General features: G+C 67.8%; 15 protein-coding genes. 4 read left to right on the top strand and 11 right to left on the bottom strand.

All coding sequences use genetic code 11. The annotated features are described in order from the left end of the window. Positions 1–17: 17 nt before the first annotated feature. The 4 genes from OG272_RS25750 to OG272_RS25735 form a co-directional block, all read right to left on the bottom strand. On the bottom strand, positions 18–1,361 hold the full coding sequence (locus OG272_RS25750; protein ID WP_326585714.1) for a tetratricopeptide repeat protein: 1,344 nt from the start codon (positions 1,359–1,361) through the stop codon (positions 18–20). A 370-nt stretch (positions 1,362–1,731) separates the two neighbouring features. Continuing rightward, positions 1,732–2,280, bottom strand: a complete 549-nt coding sequence (locus tag OG272_RS25745; protein ID WP_327732174.1) for a Uma2 family endonuclease — start codon at positions 2,278–2,280, stop codon at positions 1,732–1,734. A gap of 171 nt (positions 2,281–2,451) precedes the next feature. Continuing rightward, entirely contained in the window at positions 2,452–3,291 is an 840-nt protein-coding gene (locus OG272_RS25740; RefSeq protein ID WP_405894966.1) for an alpha/beta fold hydrolase, read from the bottom strand. Positions 3,292–3,390: 99 nt separating this feature from the next. Next, entirely contained in the window at positions 3,391–3,813 is a 423-nt protein-coding gene (locus OG272_RS25735; protein ID WP_327728702.1) for a cold shock domain-containing protein, read from the bottom strand. 168 nt (positions 3,814–3,981) lie between these two features. Here OG272_RS25735 and OG272_RS25730 point away from each other — a divergent pair, with 168 nt between their 5' ends. Together OG272_RS25730 and OG272_RS25725 are read left to right on the top strand one after the other, a co-directional pair. Then, positions 3,982–4,536 carry a hypothetical protein gene (locus tag OG272_RS25730; RefSeq protein WP_327728703.1) on the top strand — a complete coding sequence of 185 codons (555 nt, stop codon included), beginning with the start codon at positions 3,982–3,984 and terminating at the stop codon, positions 4,534–4,536. A gap of 235 nt (positions 4,537–4,771) precedes the next feature. Next, complete coding sequence (locus OG272_RS25725) at positions 4,772–6,730, top strand: Ig-like domain repeat protein (RefSeq protein ID WP_405894965.1); 1,959 nt, start codon at positions 4,772–4,774, stop codon at positions 6,728–6,730. An 83-nt stretch (positions 6,731–6,813) separates the two neighbouring features. Here the strand turns inward: OG272_RS25725 and OG272_RS25720 are convergent, their stop codons facing one another. The 7 genes from OG272_RS25720 to OG272_RS25690 all read right to left on the bottom strand — a co-directional run bounded on the left by OG272_RS25720 (position 6,814) and on the right by OG272_RS25690 (position 15,098). Further along, the gene (locus OG272_RS25720) at positions 6,814–7,233 is read right to left on the bottom strand and encodes a hypothetical protein (protein ID WP_405894963.1); all 420 of its coding nucleotides are present in this window, start codon (positions 7,231–7,233) and stop codon (positions 6,814–6,816) included. A gap of 431 nt (positions 7,234–7,664) precedes the next feature. Then, on the bottom strand, positions 7,665–7,889 hold the full coding sequence (locus OG272_RS25715) for a hypothetical protein (protein WP_327728706.1): 225 nt from the start codon (positions 7,887–7,889) through the stop codon (positions 7,665–7,667). A gap of 175 nt (positions 7,890–8,064) precedes the next feature. Next, the gene (locus OG272_RS25710; RefSeq protein ID WP_327728707.1) at positions 8,065–8,418 is read right to left on the bottom strand and encodes a hypothetical protein; all 354 of its coding nucleotides are present in this window, start codon (positions 8,416–8,418) and stop codon (positions 8,065–8,067) included. Then, positions 8,415–8,645: a hypothetical protein gene (locus OG272_RS25705; protein ID WP_327728708.1), complete on the bottom strand. Its 231-nt coding sequence runs from the start codon at positions 8,643–8,645 to the stop codon at positions 8,415–8,417. The genes OG272_RS25710 and OG272_RS25705 overlap by 4 nt, the downstream gene beginning before the upstream one ends. Before the next feature lie 99 nt (positions 8,646–8,744). Then, positions 8,745–9,413, bottom strand: a complete 669-nt coding sequence (locus OG272_RS25700; protein WP_327728709.1) for a hypothetical protein — start codon at positions 9,411–9,413, stop codon at positions 8,745–8,747. 122 nt (positions 9,414–9,535) lie between these two features. Further along, entirely contained in the window at positions 9,536–9,985 is a 450-nt protein-coding gene (locus tag OG272_RS25695; protein WP_405894961.1) for a hypothetical protein, read from the bottom strand. Beyond that, positions 9,960–15,098 carry a DUF6531 domain-containing protein gene (locus tag OG272_RS25690; RefSeq protein WP_405894959.1) on the bottom strand — a complete coding sequence of 1,713 codons (5,139 nt, stop codon included), beginning with the start codon at positions 15,096–15,098 and terminating at the stop codon, positions 9,960–9,962. The genes OG272_RS25695 and OG272_RS25690 overlap by 26 nt, the downstream gene beginning before the upstream one ends. Positions 15,099–15,791: 693 nt before the next feature. On the opposite strand from OG272_RS25690, the gene OG272_RS25685 reads away from it, so the two are divergent. Further along, positions 15,792–16,088 (top strand): hypothetical protein, encoded by a 297-nt coding sequence (locus tag OG272_RS25685; RefSeq protein ID WP_327728712.1) that lies wholly within the window; start codon positions 15,792–15,794, stop codon positions 16,086–16,088. Positions 16,089–16,275: 187 nt separating this feature from the next. Further along, positions 16,276–18,279 (top strand): Ig-like domain repeat protein, encoded by a 2,004-nt coding sequence (locus tag OG272_RS25680; protein WP_328223621.1) that lies wholly within the window; start codon positions 16,276–16,278, stop codon positions 18,277–18,279. The last annotated feature ends 22 nt before the right edge of the window (positions 18,280–18,301 follow it).

The following is an 18,301-nucleotide window of genomic DNA, read 5'->3' as shown; positions in this document are numbered from 1 at the left end:
GGGGGGGCGAGGAATCGTCACAGAGGGGGCTGTGCGGGGGCGGGGCCGAGAGTGGTGGTGCCGGGGGCGGTGTGGTGGCCGAGGCCGGTGCGGTAGGCGTCGAGGGCGGCCTCGACGCGGCCGGTGCGGCGGTACAGGTCGCCCAGCAGACGGCACAGGTCGGCCAGGTCGCCGGCGGCGCCCGCCCGTTCCAGCAGGCTCAGCGCCCGTACGTAGTGCTCCTCGGCGGTGTCCGCGTCCCGGGTGTCCTCGGCGATGATGCCGAGGAGGCGGTGGGCGGCGGCGGAGTGCAGGGCCCCGCGTTCGGAGCTGAGGTCGCTGAGCACCTCGCGGAGCAGCTCGGCGGCCTCCTCGGACTTGCCGCGGCGGTGCAGGACGTCGGCGAGCTCGACGGCGACCTGGCTGGTGTAGAGGGCGGCGCGCTTGGCGGAGAGCATGCGGCGGGCCTCGCGCAGCTCTTCCTCGGCACGGGCGTAGTCGCCGTTCTGGGCGTGGAGGTAGCCGCGCATCCAGTGGCAGTTGGCCAGCTCGGTGCGGATCTGGAGCTGCCGGTAGAGCTCGGAGGCCTTGGCGAGCGACGCGTCGGCCTCGGCGATCCGCCCCTCGGCGATCATCGTCCGGGCGACGGACCGGTGCATACGGGCGACGAGGGCCGGGTCGCCGGACTGCGGGGCGAGGGCGAGGGCCAGCTCGGCGGCCTGGGCGGCGCGGGCGTGGGCACCCATGTCCATGTAGGGGGCGATGACCCCGGTGTAGAGGAGGAGTAACGCGTCGGGATCGTGCATCCCGTTGCGGTTCAGTTCGTCGAGTGTGGACTCGAACAGGTAGCAGGAGTAGCGGAGTTCACCGGCGAGGTAGTGGGCGGTCGCACGGCCGCGCAGGGCGGGGACGCGGGCCGGCAGCGGGGCGTCGCCGAGCCGCTGCTCGGCCTGTTCGAACCGCAGCTGGGCGGTCTCCAGGTCGCCGGTCTCCAGGGCGCATTCACCGAGCCCGAGCAGTGCGTCGGCCTGCTCGGCGACCAGCCCGTACTCCTCCGCCTCCGCGAGGACGACCGTGAACCCCTCGGCGGCGGCCTCCGTGGCACCGCCGGCGAGGGTGCGCTGGGCGCCGGTGAGGCGCAGCCGCAGCTCGGTGGCGAAGCCGGCGGGGCGGCCGGTGGCCAGTTCCTCGTATCCCACGCCGAGCCGCTCGGCGATGTGCCGCAGGGCCGGTTCGGAGGCCCGGACCCGGCCGGCCTCCAGCGTCGAGATGTACGCCGGGGTGTACGCCGGTTCCGCCAACTGCCGCTGTGTGAGGCCCCGTTCCGTCCGCAGTTGTTGCACTCTGCGCCCGATGACCTCGGGGTCGTCACGCTCGGCCATACCTGCCATGACGTAAGCATGCCAGTAACCCCCCTTACACCGGCCGCTTTACCCAACTCCCCAACGTCCTCTTGCCGTTGGCAGGCCAAAGCCTTACGTTAAGTGGCACGTTAAGTGCGCTTAACTCGCTTGATCAGCCACTCAGTCGCCGCCGCAGTCACCGTCACACAGTCACCGTCACCGTCGTACCGTGCCGCCGCCATCGCCGCTGCCGTCGCCATCGCCGCCGCTGGGAGGTCCCCGTGATCCGAGACCTGCTCACCCGCCACGCCCGCTCCGTGGCCGCCGCGCTCCTCGCGATCACCGCCCTGATGACCGTGGCCAACGCCTTCCCCCGCTGACGGGGGGCGCGGCCTCGCCGACCGCCGGCTCAGAACTCGGCGGTGTCCAGGTCGAAGCCGAGAGGCGCGGGCAGCGGCACAGCGAGCCCCATCTTGTGCTGGGCACCCTTGGCGTACTCGTCGCCGGACGGCTCCGAGTACACGGTCACTTGCCCCTCCTCCCGGTCGATGAGGAGGTAGACGGGGATCCCCGCCCGGGCGTAGCCACGGATCTTCTTCTCGCGGTCGTGGGCGGCCGTGCTGTCGGAGGTGACCTCGGCGACGAGGAGGATGGGGGAGGGCTCGTGCCACTCTTCCTGGTCTCCGAAACTCCCTTTGGGGGCGATGACCAGGTCAGGGACGACATGACCTGTCGCGGAGGAGCCGGGGACGGTCAGGCCGATGCCGGTGAAGTTCCGCAGCGAGTCGTCGCGGACTTTCCGGCCGACCTGATGGTTGACCTCCGACACAATTTCCTCGTGCTCCCCGTTGGCCGGAGGTGTCACGCAGATCTCCCCTTCGATCAGCTCCACGCGCCAGCCCTCGGGGGCAGCCGCACTGAACAACTCGAAGGCCTGCTCCACGCTTACGCCGCCCATACGCAAGGGCTCCTCGTACTCGCCGTCAGGGTCGTCATAGGGACCGTAAATGTACTCGCCCTGGTACCCCGGCATGATGATCGGCTCCGCCGTCGGCATGACAGACCTCCGTTCGCTCAGCGCGACCCTCTCAGCGTAGGCCGGAAGCCCGCACAGGGAATCCGGAGCCATTCACTCGAACGAGTGTGCTGTTACGTTTCTGTGCGGGCCGGGGAACCGTGTTCGGCGGAGGGCCGGTGGTATCAGTCGGCCCAGTGCCGCCGCCGTCGCGCTTACGAAGGCCTCCGGGTTGTCGAGCATGACGTTGTGGCCGCAGTCCGGGATCGGGACGACGGACACCCCGGCTTCTCTGAGGGCGTCCGTGCCGGGGAGCGGGCCGTCGGCCCCGGGATGGAGGTACGTACGGGGGATCTTCAGGTCGAGCAGCAGCTCACGCATGGTGGGGTGGGTGCCCCGGGCCAGCCCGGCGGCGCTGCGGTACAGGGCCTCGGGACCGGCCAGCCGCATGGTCGACCACCACTGGGCACCGGCCAGTTGGGCGAACTCCTCCCGGCCCCCCGCGAGGAACTCCTCCTCGGAGTACGCGGCGATGCCGTTGCTCCCGACGACCCCGTGCGTGGGGGTGAGCGGATCGAGGTTGGAGTCGATCATCACCAGCTTCCGCACCAGCCGCGGATGCCGCGACGCCAGCACGATCCCCACCGAGCCGCCCATGCTGTGCGCGACCATCTCGGCGCCGGTGACGTCCGCCGCCGTCAGCGCCCGGGCGAGCGCGTCGGCGTGCGTCTCCAGGCTGTAGTCGAAGTCCGCGGGGCGATCGCTGATGCCGTGCCCGAGCAGGTCGACGAGCAGCGAGCGGCGCCCGGCGAGCAGAGGGTGGACCGCCACCTCCGTGAAGTACGCGGGCGAGGTGGCCCCGAGCCCGTGCACATACACCCGGCTGGGCTCCTCCCCCGGCAGCTCGACCCAACGGATCCGGTCCCCGGCGTCCGTGACCACGGCTTCACGCATGTGTCCCCCCCCTCGCACCGGCCGACACCCTTTATCGGTCCGGCAGTTCAGCCCTCTCTCTTCTCTATCCTCGCCTCTGCCGTAGCCTCACCCGTCGCCTCACCGGTCGTCTCGCTCGTCGTCTCGCTCGTCGTCGAACTCGATGTGGACGTCGGTCAGCGCGAACACGTCGTCCTCCTCATCGTCGTCGTCCTCGTCGGCCTCGTCGGTCTGGTCCCCGTCGGTGCGGTGTTCGTCGCCGTCCCAGTCGGTCTCCGGGTCGCCGGGGCGGCGCACCCGCAACGCGCGGTAGGAGTAGCCGTCCTGGTCGGCCTCCTCCCAGGTGAAGAGGACGGACTCGCCGGGTTCCAGGGACGCGAACGCGTCCGGGGCCGGGGTCTGCACGGCCGAGAAGTGCGCCCAGACCTCGCCGGGCACTTCGGGTGAGGTCAGCACACCCCAGCCGGACTCGTCGTCCCACGACCGGACGGTGCCATGAACCGGATGACTACTGATCGCTCCCCCTACGGACCGACTCTGCACGATGGCTCCACAGGCTAGCCCCTCGACTTTCGCACTCGCATTGTCCCAAAGGACCTACCGCGGCCCCCGCCCCCTCTGATGAGCTGTCGGTGACCAGGCAACACACCCGGTCTCACGCTTTTCTGAAACGGGGACACCTTGCAGAACGAAATGAACAGGATCGGCCGCGTGGCCGTCGTGTCCGGTACCGCCCTGGCCCTCGCCTTCGGCGCGCTCGGTGCCGCGGAGGCCGCGCCGACGGCCGCGGCGGCACAGGAGACGACCGTCTTCACACCCAAGAAGCAGGGCTACAGCACACCCAAGGCGAAGCAGAAGGCCGGGATCCTCCACGCCCAGGTCAAGCTGACGGGCAAGTACCCCAAGTACTACCCGATGCCCTGGTCGTTCAAGATCACCAACAAGAAGCTGAAGGCCATCGCCACGAGCAAGATGAACTGCAAGGCGACCGGGCTCAACGGCAAGTACCACGACACGCACGCCGCCATACCGGTCGGCTACGTGTGGCACTCCAAGGTGGGCAGCAAGGCCCACCCGCACACCAAGAAGAAGACCTACAACCTCTCCGCCACCTGCGTCTTCGCGGTCCAGGTCGGCGGCAAGCCGGGCAAGGCCACGGTGGGCTTCACCTTCAAGTACGCCATCAACCCCGACAAGAAGAAGTCCGCGACCGCCACGCCGAACGCCGCGCCGGTCACCACGACGAAGATCGTCCTCGACCGCTGAACCACCACGGCCGACCAAGGGTCTTTCAAGGGTGCCGCTCCCTGCGGGGCGGCACCCTTGCCGGTCCTGCGCAACGTAAATCCATTGAGTTGCCCACCACCCCCTGTGACCCTCTTGTCAGTGACATGACTTAATCTTCACTCACGCGTCACACGCGCCGCACAGGTCGAACACACCGGCCCCGCGCGACGACGCGCCCATTTCTTTCGTTCCGGGGGGTTCGAAACTCGTGCGTATGCGCACTCTTCCGGCTGCCACCGCGCTGGCAGTCCTCTTCAGCTCGGCCGCGCTCACCGTCGGCACGGCCGCACCCGTGTCCGCCGACAGCAGCAGGGCCATCGCCGTCTCGCAGCCGTACGACACGGTCGTGGACGCCGAGCACCAGCGGCTCTTCATCAGCGATCCCGGCAACAACAAGATCGTCGTCACCACGTACGCCGGTGTCGTCGTCAGCCAGATCACCGGCCTGGCACAGGTCAGGGACCTCGAACTCAGCCCGGACAACACCACCCTGTACGCGGCCCTGTACGGCGCGGACAAGATCGTCGCCATCGACACGGCGACGCTGACGAAGACCGCCGAGTACGCGACCGGCGCGAACACCGATCCCTCACGGCTGGCCTTCGCCGAGGGCAAGCTGTGGTTCGCCTACGGCGACCAGTGGGACTCCGGGCTCGGCGCGGTCGACCTGACCGCCGAGACCCCGACGGTCACGCTGGACCTCGCCGCGGGCCACGACTACGCCAGCCCGCCCCAGCTGTACGCCGACCCGGACAACCCGGGCACGCTGGTCGCGCTCGACGCGGGCATCAGCTCCGGCCCGGTCATCGTCTACGACATCGCCTCCGGTACGCCGGTCGTCCGGGTCTCCGCGAACAAGGGCGGCTTCCCGAACGACGCGGCCCTCACCCCGGACGGTACCCACCTCGTGATGGCCGGCCCCGGCAACCGCGCGCTCACCGAGTACCGCCTCTCCGACCTGGAGCAGACGCGTTCGTTCCCGGTGCCGGACGAGCCGATGGGCGTCGACATCGCCCCGGACGGCACGGTCGCGGCGACGATCTCCGACTTCGAGCGCACCGGCGACACCTACGTCTTCGGCAAGGGCGCGGAGCAGCCGGCCAGCGTCCGCAAGCTGCACGGCGCCTCGCTGTGGAACGACAACGGCGTGGTGTGGGACCCCGACGGCAACAAGCTGTTCGTGCTGACCTCGTCGTCGGGCGCGACCACGTTCCACGTCGTCGACGAGCCCCGCAAGTACGTCAGCACCGCGACGGTCAGCGCCCCGGCGACGGCCACCCGCGCCAAGAAGCTCACCGTCTCCGGCAAGCTCACCGCGGACCTGGCGCTGCCCGCCGGCACCCCGCTCACGGTCACCCGCACCGACATGGAGTCCCCGAAGGGCAAGTCGCTCGGCACCAAGACCCTGGGCACGGGCGGCAAGTTCTCCTTCACGGACACTCCGCCGGCCGGCGGCAAGGTCACGTACAAGGTGTCGTACGCGGGCGACGCGGACCACACCGCCACGTCCGCCTCCGACACCGTCGAGGTCTCGCGCGCCGCGACCACCCTCACGCTCGACAAGAACCGCAAGACCTACGCGTACGGCGCTGACGTCAAGTTCACCGCGCACCTCGGCAAGACGTACAAGAACCGCAAGGTCGAGATCTGGGCCGACCCGTACGGCTCCGACAGGCCGAACAAGCTGGTGAAGTCGGGGACGGTGAACTCGAAGGGGAACCTGTCGGTCACCGTCGACCTCAAGCGCGACACCAAGCTCTCGGTGAAGTTCGCGGGCGACGCGCGCTACAAGGCGAAGACGGTCACGAACACCGTCTACACCAAGGTCAGGATCTCCTCGTCGATCGCGGGCCACTACAAGACCCGGTCGGCCTGGGGCCAGAAGTATCACTACCTCCGCAAGTCCAAGGACCCGGTCCTCAAGACCACGATGACGTACTACGAGGGCCGCAAGCAGCGTCTCCAGCTCCAGGCCTACTACCAGGGCGCCTGGCGGGACGCCGGTTCCGAGTACTTCCCCCTCGGCACGGCCGGCAGGTCCGACGTCACCCTGACCGGCACCCCGACCACGAACATCCGCTTCCGCTTCCGCTCCGAGTACCGCGACACCAGCTCCGGCGACAACGTCAACACCACGACGTCCGGCGCGTGGAAGTACTTCATCTTCACGTAGTCCGGGGCACGCTGTTTCGGCACACCGGCCGGGCACCACGGGACTCGTACCCGGTGTGCCCGGCCGTTCCGTGCCGTGGTGCGTCAGGCCGACGGGGGTGGCGGCGGCTCGATCGCCTCCTCGCGGGCCGCCAGGTCGCGGTACAGCGCCTCCAGCTTTCGCACCCGCACGGCCAGGTCGTCCGGTGGCCCACCCGCCGGGCGACCGGAACCGGGACCGGGATCGAGGAAGTATGTGTCCTCGTACTCGTCGTGCAGTTGCAGGAGCTCGGCCCTGCGGAGTTCCCGGATCGCGAGGTGAACGTCTTCCTCCGGCACTCCGTAACGGTCCCGTATCTCGGGAACCGTCGGCAGGATGTCCGCGAGGACGTAACGGCGTTTCGCCAGGCCGTCCCGGATGTGGTCGACGAGTTCCTCACAGGACTGTTCCGGATCGCCCGTCGTGGGCCCCGACAGGTGGACCGCCTTCAGTCGCGCGGGCCTCGCGTACTTGTTCTCCGGCATCGGTTCAAGGCCTCTCGTCCGTCGTCGCTCGCGGCCTCATGAGCCGCGAACCTCATCCACATCACCGCGGACTACGCTCTTCAACAGATCGCGGGTGCCGATCAGTTGGTCGTCTCACACAACGTGCGCACCGGCGACAACGTCGGCTGGTCACTGGCGACGACGCCGGACAGCCGCAGCCGCCACGGAGGGAGCCGCAGATGTCCCTCGGCCGCTACCTCGAACGCCCCACGTATCTCTCCCTGGCCATGGTGGCCTGCTCCCCGAACCGCTCCCTATCCGACCTGCGATGCCCCACAGGGTGACCCGTCGCACCGGTCCGACGAGCGGCCCACGAGCTCGCGACGCGGGACGGGCTCTGCCTGCCGGTGGATCGCCCACCGGGTGGCCCGCGACATCGACCGTCGCGGGCCACAGTGCCGTTGGGGCGGTCAGAGGCACTGGAAGTTGGAGCCGCCGTTGGACAGCAGGGAGTCGCTGACCCAGCCGTACGTGTTGTCGGTGACGTTCCTGAGGTACGTCCAGGTGGAGTTGTCGGCGTTGCGGGTGTAGCACCAGTAGTCCAGGACATTCTGGTTGTCGGCCCAACCTCGGACCGCACAGCTGGTGCTGGAGCCGCTGCGCATGTTCGCGGCGACGCCCGCTGTCATCCTCACGTTGGCACTCGGGTCCCTGTTGCTGCTACCCCCTGTGCCACAGGTGCCGTCGCCGACGCCGACCCGGCCACTCCCACCAGCGTTACCGGAACGGCGAGTACCACCACAGTCGCAGCCAGCGACCCGAAGCCTCCAACCAGGCAAGCAACACGCAACTGCACGCAACTCGTGCGCGTCACGCCTCGATGACCAGCCCGTCCTGCGGGTCGTAGGTCACAAGTCCTCGGTTCTTCGCCATGGTGATGAGCGCGTCGGCGACTTCGCTTCTTCGGGACCAGGCGATGGTGACCAGTACGCACTCTCCGTTGAAATACACGGAAGAAGTCCAGGGAGATTGTTCCGCTTCCTCTTCCGAGGTGTTCTCCGTGAGGTCCTGATACGCGTTCAGGACGTCCCGATGGAATGCGGCGACTCTCGGACTCCCAGCGGTGACGCCGGACTCACCGTCCACTGTCGCGTCATATTTCCGAAACGCCGCCTTCGAGTCGATGGAACCGCTCTCGTACCAGAATGCGAGGTCGTAGCTCATGACCGTCCTTCTTCCCATGAGGTACTCGGGATGAAGTCCAGGAACGGGCGGCTGTGTTCGCGCATCAGCTCGATCACCCGGGCATTCAGGTTGTCGTCCTCGATCAGGAGAGCCATCTGCGTCCTGGTGTTGTAAATGGCACCGAGTCCAAGATCAGAGGTGATCACGGCCCAGCCGCCCTCGGACCCGTCCCAGAGAAACGCGTACTCATTGATCTCGTCCGTCATTCGAGTTGGCCTCACTCCGAGATCTTGTCCTCCGTACGCCGATGGTCCGTGCTTCCCGCCGATCGCGCAGCGAGAAGCACGGCACCACCATTGCCTGTCTCAGCGATCCCGAGCCGAACGCTTCTCGTCGGCTTCCAGTTTCGCCTGGCGGGCGGCCTCGACATACCGCGGTGCGAACTTCACCTCGAACGCCTCGGGCACGTCGTACGGAGACCGCCAGTAGTCCGGTACGAAGGTGTCGCCGTCCTCGTAACAGAGGTGGCACGAGGCACACCACTCGACACGCCAACCGTAGGCGACGGCACGGACCCCGTCGAACGTTTCGTCCAGCGGGTCTTCCACCCTGTACCAGCGATGAAGATCCGTCGCACCACACTGCGGACAGGCGGATGAGAGGTCGGCAGCGGCCGGCTCCGCGTCGAAGGCGGCCCGCCAGGCATCCAGTTGTTCGGGCGCGACGATCCTCCAACCGCCCGGACCGAAAAGTTCAAACTCATCAACCTCGAACAGATCCATGTCCATGGCCTCAAGAGAGCCGAGCATCCTGCACTCGCCCGTCACCAGATCGACGCGGATGGGGCCGATACCGATCGCCATCTGGGACGGGTCGCCGGTCTCCAAGTGGCCACGGGTCTGATAGCCGAAGTAGGCGGCTTCTCCGACTACAGCCACGTAGCCTTCGATCGGGATCAAGTCCACCTCAGAGTTGAGTGGATCCTCGTCCACGTATTTCTGGGCCAACTCTGCTGCTCGTTCGAGACTGATCATTTGTTGGTACCCAGTCCGAGATCGGAGTTGATGATGATTCCGCCCCTTGTATGGGCCGAGGAGAACAGCTGGAGAACACGCGTCCGCACGAACCTGGTGTGGTTCGTGCGGACGCATGGCGCTCATGCGAGGGGGCGGAGCCCGCGTCGGTGCCTGAAGGCAACTGCTCTGGCCATGTCCTGGCCCATCAGGTGGGCGGGAGCGTCGGCTTCCCCCGTGATCACCCTGGCCCCAACGCGTGTGGTAGTTGTCACGCCTGCCGAAAAGGCGACGGCGAGAACTTCTGCCAGCATGGAGTTGGCTCCCGCTTCCGGGAACGGTGTGATCTCGTGGAACGCCTCGTGCTCGTAGGGTTCCAGCCAGTCCTTGTCGGCGGTAACGGTCATCCACTCCCTGTGAGAGTGGATTCGGACGTTGTCCGCGCCCAGCATCAGAGCCTCGGTGGCGATCATTCCCGCCAGCTCGATGGAGTTGTAGCCGCCTGAGCGGAAGAACTGCCTCTCATTCCTCTGCAGGTAATCCATCACGTGGAGTTCGGTGATGTCGTCAGGGTGATACTTCAATGTCGCCATCCCGCCTGAGTCGGTTGAAGAGGTCGAACGCTGAGGGAGGAATGTGGAACTCGTACCCCTGGAATGTCGGTGACTTCGGCGATTCCGGGATCTTACGGGTCACGGCTCCGGCCTCCTCCAGCCTCCTCATCGCCGCATCCGTGATCTTGACCTTGATGATTCCGCTCTGTCCCGAGCTGCGCAGTGCGAAGAACTCCGCGTCAGCGCGATGGGTGGCGATGAAGAACCCTCCGGGCCCGTCGGTGTGGCCTGCGGCCGCCGCGGACGCATCCAGTCCCTTGTTGAGGATATCGACCAACGACTTCACGTCGGAACCGTGGAAGAACAAGCCACCGCCGGCGGCGCTCTTCGATAGTCCCTCGGCTCCCAGTATCGACGTCTCGGCCTCGTAAGCCTGTCGCCGCCACCCGGTGAGCCCGCCGACGCCCGTCAGGACCAGTTGCTGGAGGAATTCGTCCGCCGCGTCCGCGTACAGGTCGGCCAGGGCGTCGCAGCCCTGCTGGCGGAGTAGGTACTCGGCGCGGTAGAGCCGGTAGGCGGGGCGGACCGGGAGGTACTTGTCGGTAAAGGCTCCGACGCCACCATTCTCGCCGGTCACGGCGTCCTGGGCGTCGCCCATGAACTCGAACGGCGCCTTGAAGACGTCGATGAAGGCGTCGCCGAAGATCTTGAGGCCTTCTCCGAGGCTGTCGACGCGGTCGTTGTTGGGATCGTCGGGGGTCAGACCGCTCGGGTCGGTGTAGAGGGTGGGAGTGTTGTCGGCGTAGGCGTACGGCGATACGTACGGAGTCGTCATGCTCCGCGTGGCCGGGTCCGGGCGGGTGAAGCGGCCCGTGCCCGTGTTGTACTGCCGGGCGTGCAGGTCCAGGTTGCCCGTGGTCGGCTCGTAGCGGGCGCCCGTGTAGGACGGGGTGCTCGCGGGGGCGCCGCTGGTGACGGTGCTCAACACCCGTGTGCCGAACGGGTCGTAGGCCCAGCGCTGATGGACGGTACCGGTGCTGCCGGTGACGTCGACCGGGGAGCCCTGGGTGTCGTGGTGGTAGGAGAAGAGGGTGCCCGAACCGGTCTCGGTGGCGGTGGGCTGGCCCAGCGGGTCGTAGCGGTACGACTGCTTGATCGCCCAGGCACCGTCGTACTCGGTGGCCAGGATCGGCAGCGGGGCGTTGGGGTCCCACTGGGTGCGGCTGGTGACCGTGCCGTCCTTGGCGGTGGTGACCTGGTTGCCGCTGGCGTCGTGGCCGTAGGTGTAGCTGCTGCCGGCGATCGTGGCGGCGGATATCTGGCCCGCCAGGTCGTAGGTGTAGGTGTCGGCTCCCGCCTTGGTCTGATTGCCCTCGCCGTCGTACTCATAGGTGGTGGTCGTGGTGCCGGTGGTGGCAGACGTCAGCTGGTCGGCCGCGTCGTAGGCGTAGCCGGTGCTCGTGGCGCCGAGCGTGGAGGTCAGGCGGTTGCCGACCTTGTCGTAGGTGTAGGACGTGGTGCGGGTCGAGGCGCAGCCGCTGACCCAGGGCTGCGGGAAGCAGCCGGAGGTGAGGCGGGCCGCGGCGTCGTATGTGAGATCCCAGCCCCCGGTGGCGACACCGGCCCGGGTGACGTCGACGTGCGTCGGCAGCCCGGCGGCCGACAGGGTGAGCGCGGTCTTGGTGACCGTGGCACCGGACTTGGCCGAGGTGACGGCGGTCAGTCGGCCGGCCCGGTCGTAGGCGCGGTCCTCGGTCTCGGTGTTGGGCAGCGTGGAGCGGGTCAGGTTGCCCGCCGCGTCCCAGGTGTAGTTGGTGGTGACCCCGTCGGCGGTCATGGACGACGTACGGCCGTCGTTGTCGTAGGAGTAGCCGATGGTGTTGCCGTCGGAGTACTTGCGCGTGAGCATCTGCCCGGCGGCGTCATAGGTGTAGGAGAAGGCACGGGTCTTGGTGAGGTTGCCGACCGCGTCGTAGCCGAAGTCCTCGGAGATCGTCGAGTTGGCCCGGCTCGTCATACGCCCGGCGGCGTCGTACGCGAGCGTGATGTCGGGCGTGGTGTCCGAGTAGTCGACCTTGGTGAGCAGCCCACGCGCGTCAAAGGCGTAGCTGGTGGAGCCGCGCGGGGTGGTCTTCTTGGTGAGGTTGCCGTCGGCGTCGTACGCGTTCGAGGTCACCCGGTCCAGAGGGTCGGTGGCCGACGTCAGCCTGCGGGCGGCGTCGTAGGCGTAGCCGGTGGCGTGGTTGTTGGCGTCGGTGCGCTTGGTGAGGTTGCCCGCAGCGTCGTAGTCGTAGGCCGTCTTTCCGCCGTCGGGTGCGGTGACCGTGGTGAGCCGATCGAGCCTGTCGTAGCCGTAGGTGGTGACGCGCTTGTCGGCGTCGGTGCGCTTGGTGGCGTTGCCGACCGCGTCGTACTCGGTGCTCGTCACACCGCCGAGCGGGTCGGTGACGGTGACGAGGTTGCCGGCGACGTCGTACCTGTTGGTGGTGGTGTATTGGGCCGGGTCGGCGCCGGACGCGTTTCCGCGCGGATCGACTGCGGTGAGCGGGCGGCCGTCGCCGTCGTAGGTCCAGGTCTCCTTGTTGCCGAGGGGCGAGGTCCGGCTGGTCAGGTTGCCGTCGGCGTCGTACGCGTAGCCGGTGGTCTTGCTCAGCTGGTCGGTGGTGCTGGTCAGCCGGTTGTTCTTGTCGTAGACCGAGGAGACGCTCTTGCCGAGTGGGTCGGTGGTCTTGGTGACGTTGTCGACGGCGTCGTAGGTGTAGGTGGTCGCGTTGCCGAGCGGATCGGTGACCTTGACGGGCCGGTTGACGGCGTCGTACTCGGTGGTGACGGTCGCGCCCGTGGGCCCTGTCACCTTGGTCAGGTTGCCCGCCGCGTCGTAGGTGTGGCTCGTCGTGTGGGCGGCTGGGTCGGCTCCGGAGACATTGCCGCGCGCGGAGACCGTGGTGAGGAGTCGGCCGACCTTGTCGTAGGTGTAGGTCGTCTTGTTGCCGAGCGGATCGGTCTCCGAGGTGAGACGGGCGCCGTGGTCGTAGGTGCGGGTGACCGACTTGCCGGCCGCGTCCGTGGTGCGCGTCAGGTTCCCGGCGTCGTCGTAGCCGTACGTGGTGGTGCCGCCCGCCGGGTCCTTCGCCGAGGTCAGCTGCTCGGCGCCGTTGTAGCCGTAGGTGGTGGTGCGGCCCAGCGGGTCGGTGGCGGTGCTGAGCAGCCCCCTGCCGTCGTAGGTGTACTTGGTGGTGTACGCGGCCGGGTCGGCGCCGGAGACATTGCCACGCGGGTCCGTCTTGGAGGTGATGCGGCCGGCGCCGTCGTAGGTGAACGTCGACTTCTCCCCGAGCGGCGTGGTCACCGAGGTCCGGTTGCCCGCCGCTTCGTACCCGTACGTCGTCGTCTTCCCGCGTGGGCTCGTCACGGTCGCCAGGGCACCCAGCGAGGTGTACGTGTACGACGTCTTCCCACCCGCCGGATCCGTGCCGGACGTCAGCTGGTTCTTGGCGTCATAGGTGTACGACGTCTTGTTGGCGCGCCCGTCGGTGTGGCTGAGCACATTGCCCGCGCTGTCGTACGTCCAGCTCTCGGAGTAGCCGAGCGACGACGGCGATGTGCGGGTCAGCATGCGCCCGGCGCTGTCGTACGTCATCGCCGTGGTGTTGCCGCGCTGGTCGGTGATCTCGACCGGGCGAAGATACCGGTCGTAACTGTAGGAGACGCGCTTGCCGTACGGGTCGATGCTCTCCATCAGGACGTTGCCGGAGTAGATGTCTGTCCACACACCCCCATCCGGGGCGGTGGTGTGCGACTCACGACTGCCGTCCCAGGTGAGGGTGGTCTTCTTGCCGTTCTGGTCCGTCTGGGAGTTGACCCGGCCGCTGGAGTCGTAGGTGTTGGCGACCTTGCCTCCGGCCGGATCGGTGAAGGACGACAGCCGCTTGTCGGCGTTGTAGGCGTACGACGACACCTTGCCCGCCGGGTCCGTGACCGAGGTCAGCAGACCGTCCGTGTAGGCGTATGAGACCGAAGTGGAGTCCGGGAGGCTCACCTTCGTGACCTGGCCGCCGGAGTTCAGGGTGAAGTCCGTGGTACGGCCCCCCGCGTCCTTGACGGAGGAGAGCTTGCCGGACGAGTACGTCAGCACCAGGCCCTGTCCTGCTTCGTCGACGACCGACGTCAGCTGACCGGTGCTGCTGAATGTCCGCTTGGTGTGGTCTGGCGTGCTGACCGTGTAAGTGCTGCCGCCCTTGACGAGCTTCGCCGCCGAACCCGCCGGCGCGGTGTAGGTGCCGTCACTCGCCTGCGTGAAGACGAACTTCGCTCCGTCGTCGGCCTGGTAGGTGACCTTGTCTGTCGCGATGGCCAACTTCACGTCGAAGGGCGTCGCCCAGCCGCGGCCGAGCAGACCGGTCGTGGTGGAGTCGGAACGGTAGGTGCGCTCCAGGGACACCTGCGTGCCGACACCGACCAGCTGGGCGTCGGTAAGCTGCTCGAAGAACATGCCGGTAGCCGTGTTGATGGGGTCGGCACGGTGGGCCTGCGCGTAGCAGGAGCAGATACCGGCCTGCGCGCCGGGGATGTCCGGCGTATAGAAGGCCTCCACCAACGGGGAAGTCGTCCCGTTCGGGCTCCAGGTCCCGTCCGAGCCCTGAACGAAGATCCAAGCGTAGTATTTCTTACCGTCCTGAAGGTGTCCGCCCAGTGCGCTACCGCTCCACCAGAAACACTGGTCGGCGGGATAGGAATTGCTCGGCCACCAGCCGTAGCACCAGGCTCCGTTCTCCACATACCGGCCGCTGGGATCGTCCGAAGCTCTCTTGATCTCCTGCTGATGGACGAAGTTGCCTGCCTCGTCCAGGACATACAGCCACATCCCCGTGTACGACGCCCCTGTGCCCGAAGGGAGCTTCATCTGCCCGCCGATGGACAGGAGTCCCGGGTATGCGGTCGCCCAGGCCGACACCCACGCGGGGTCCCCTGTCGCCGCCGAGAAGGGCGTCGCGCCTGCTTCGGTCGCGGGACCGCGCTTGGCGTCATCACCGTCAGGCCGACTCTGTGGCTTGCCCCGGGGTTTCCTGGTCGGTGAGTCCGCGTAGTCGCGCATCGGCGACAGTTCGTCCCGGGACTCCTTCACCTGCTTGCGCCGCTCGGCCAATGTCATGGCTCTGGGCGGCTTCGGCAGGTCTGCCGCTGTACGAAGCCCGGGCGGTGCGGCGGCAGGGGCGCCGGGCTGCGCTGCCGAGAGCCGGTCGGGAAGTGCCCAAGCCGGGACTACGCCCGCGACAGCCAGTAAGGCCAGGGTCAGGACAGCGATGACGGATCTTCGTACCGTTCCATGTATTCGTATGCGCACCGTGCATCCCTTGTGTGATGACCGTGAACGGAGTGTCGAGTGATCACTGATCAAGGGTGCGCACGAACTAACTCGCGCCGCACAAGTACGACTTGAAACCGAAGCCGTGGCGCGCACCCCGCCCAGGGAGCCCCTGGCCAAGCGGCGTATATGAGCGCGCAGCCCCACAGAAATGGCGTGAACACGATCACGAAAGAGCCGAAAGTGGCAGGTGAACGCAGTGCCACCAATCACCGAACTGCAGAAGACTCTTGATCAAACGTGGGGTCCGAATCGCCGATTATCCGGGCGCGGAGGACGGGCGGGCAGGAGAGCAGGCCCCAGGGGGAGACAGGAAGGAAGGAAGGAACGACCCTTTCCCCATTATTGCGAAAGCGCTCCCTCCACTCCTGTGCCCACTGTTGCCACCTCAGAGCCCCGCCCCCCTCGTAGTGGACGCCGAAGAGAGCATCCGCTCGATGCTCGCCATGGTCCGAAAGTTTCTCGGCCACCAGGCGCCCGGTGCCGCCACCGGGCGGCCGGGGCTCCAGGGCCGCCACACGCCACATCCCCGACCTGATCCTGCTCAACGTCAGCCTCCTCGACATGGGCGGCTTCGACACCTGCCGGACGGCGCGCGAGCGCGGCAACTCCGTGCCGGTGCTGTTCCTCACCGGGCTCGGCGGGGTCGACGACCGGGTACGCGGCACACCTCAGTCGGGCCCGGCAGCGCTCCGTGTGACGCGTGGGGAATTCGTCGGGCCGCAGCAGTCGTCGGGTTCTCGAACACCCCCCGCGGAGTTCCTGTCGGTGGCGTGATCTAGTCGGTCGGTGGCGTGATCTAGTCTTCTCTGGCACGCCACCCGCGCCCCACACGGTCTCCCCACGGTCCACGGATCAGGCACGTCCTCGATGATCGGGCACGTCCTCAATCCCGCACACCGGCCGTATGCGACGGCGGCCGTACCGCTGTCCCTTCGTTTTCCTTCCGGGGGTTCGAAACACCGTGCGCAGACGCACACACACTCTTCCGGCCGCCACCGCGCTGGCCGTCCTCTTCAGCTCGGCCGCGCTCGCGGTCGGGACGGCCACGCCCGCCGTGGCCGAAACGAGCGCGTTCCTGCCGGTGACGTCGTCCGGCGACATCGTCGTCGACGGCGTCCACCAGCGGATCTTCGTCTCCGACCCGAACGGCGGCAAGGTCGTCGCGACCGACTACACGGGCACGGTCGTCGGCACCGTGCCTTCCCTGCCCGGGGCCAAGGGCCTGGAGTTGTCGGCCGACTCGGGAACGCTGTACGCGGCGGTGCCCGGCGCCGACGCGATCGTGGCCGTCGACACGGCGACCGTGACCGAGACGAAGCGGTACCCGACGGGCGAGGGCACCGACCCGCAGTACCCGGCGTGGGCGGGCGACAAGCTGTGGTTCGGCTACGGCGCCGCGACCCAGGGCAACATCGGCTCGCTGGACGTCTCCGGCGCCGACCCGGTCGTCGTACTGAACCAGGAGCCGAACCGCACCTGGTACGCGGCCCCCGTCCTGGAGACCACATCGGGCGCACCGAACACACTGGTGGCGGGCATCAAGGACCTCAGCCCGTTCTCCCTGGCGGTCTACGACGTGTCCTCGGGCACCGCCGCCAAGACGGCGAGCGGCCCCGACACCGACGATTACGCCGGCAGCAACCTGCAGGACCTCGCGCTCAGCCCCGACGGCTCCCAGGTGGTCACGGCCAGCGGATACCCGTACAACCACCAGGTGTTCAAGACGTCGGACCTGACCCGGGACGGCGTCTACCCCAGCACCCATTACCCGACGGCCGTCGAGATCGCACCCGACGGGACGGTCGCGGCGGGCGTCGACAACTGGAGCGAGCCGGTCGTTTACCTCTACGAACCGGGCGCGACCACGCCCATCCGCACGCACGCCTTCAGCGACAACAGCGGCTTCGGCAACGGCCGGGTCGTGCCCGGTGGCCTCGCCTGGACGCCCGATGAATCCCGACTGTTCGTGATCACCACCGACAGCGACGGCGGCTTCACGTTGCGCGTGGTCGCCGACCCCACCAGGGTGGCGACGGCCGTCACCGTGGACGCGCCCGCCACGGCCACCCGCGCCAAGGAGCTGACGGTCACCGGCAAGGTGACCTCGAACCTGGCGTTCCCGGCCGGGGCCACCGTCGCGGTGACCCGCACCGACATGGAGTCCCCGGCCGGCAAGGCCCTCGCCCCCGTGACGGTGACGGCCGACGGCTCGTACTCCTTCAAGGACACCCCGCCCTCCGGGGGTTCCGTCACGTACACCGTCTCCTACGCGGGCGACGCCGACCACGCGGCGAGCTCCGGCTCCGACACCGTCACGGTCTCCCGCGCCACGCCCACGCTGACGCTCAACAAGAACGGCAACGTGTACGCGTACAGCGCGGACGTGGCGTTCACGGCGCACCTCGGCACGACCTACAAGAACCGCAAGGTCGAGATCTGGGCCGACCCCTACGGCTCCGACAAGCCGAACAAGCTGGTGAAGTCCGGCACGGTCAACTCCGAGGGCAACCTGTCCGTCACCCTTGACCTGACCCGTGACACCAAGCTCACCGCCAAGTTCGCGGGCGACTCGCGCTACGCGCCGAAGACGGCGGAGAGCCGCGTCCACACCAAGGTGAGGGTGTCGACGACGCCGAGCCGCCACTACAAGACCAACTACGCCTGGAACCACACGTATTACTACTTCCGGAAGTCCGTGGACCCGCTGTTCACGACCTCGATGACCTACTACCCGGGCCGCGAGTACCGGGTGCAGATCCAGGCGTACTACGACGGCGCCTGGCGGACCACGGCCACGCAGTACTTCGCGCTGGAGTCGGGAGGCGTGGGCGCGGTCGAGCTCACCGGCACCCCGAGCACCGGCGTCCGTTTCCGGATCCGCTCCTCGTACGTCGACACGAGCTCCGGCGACAACGTGAACACGACGACGCACGGCGCCTGGAAGCACTTCGTCTTCACCAGCTGATCACCCGCGGGAACCGCCGAGA

It is taken from the genome of Streptomyces sp. NBC_00104 (genome assembly GCF_045160825.1).
Lineage (GTDB): Bacteria > Actinomycetota > Actinomycetes > Streptomycetales > Streptomycetaceae > Streptomyces.
This window is presented reverse-complemented; position numbering and strand designations above follow the sequence as displayed.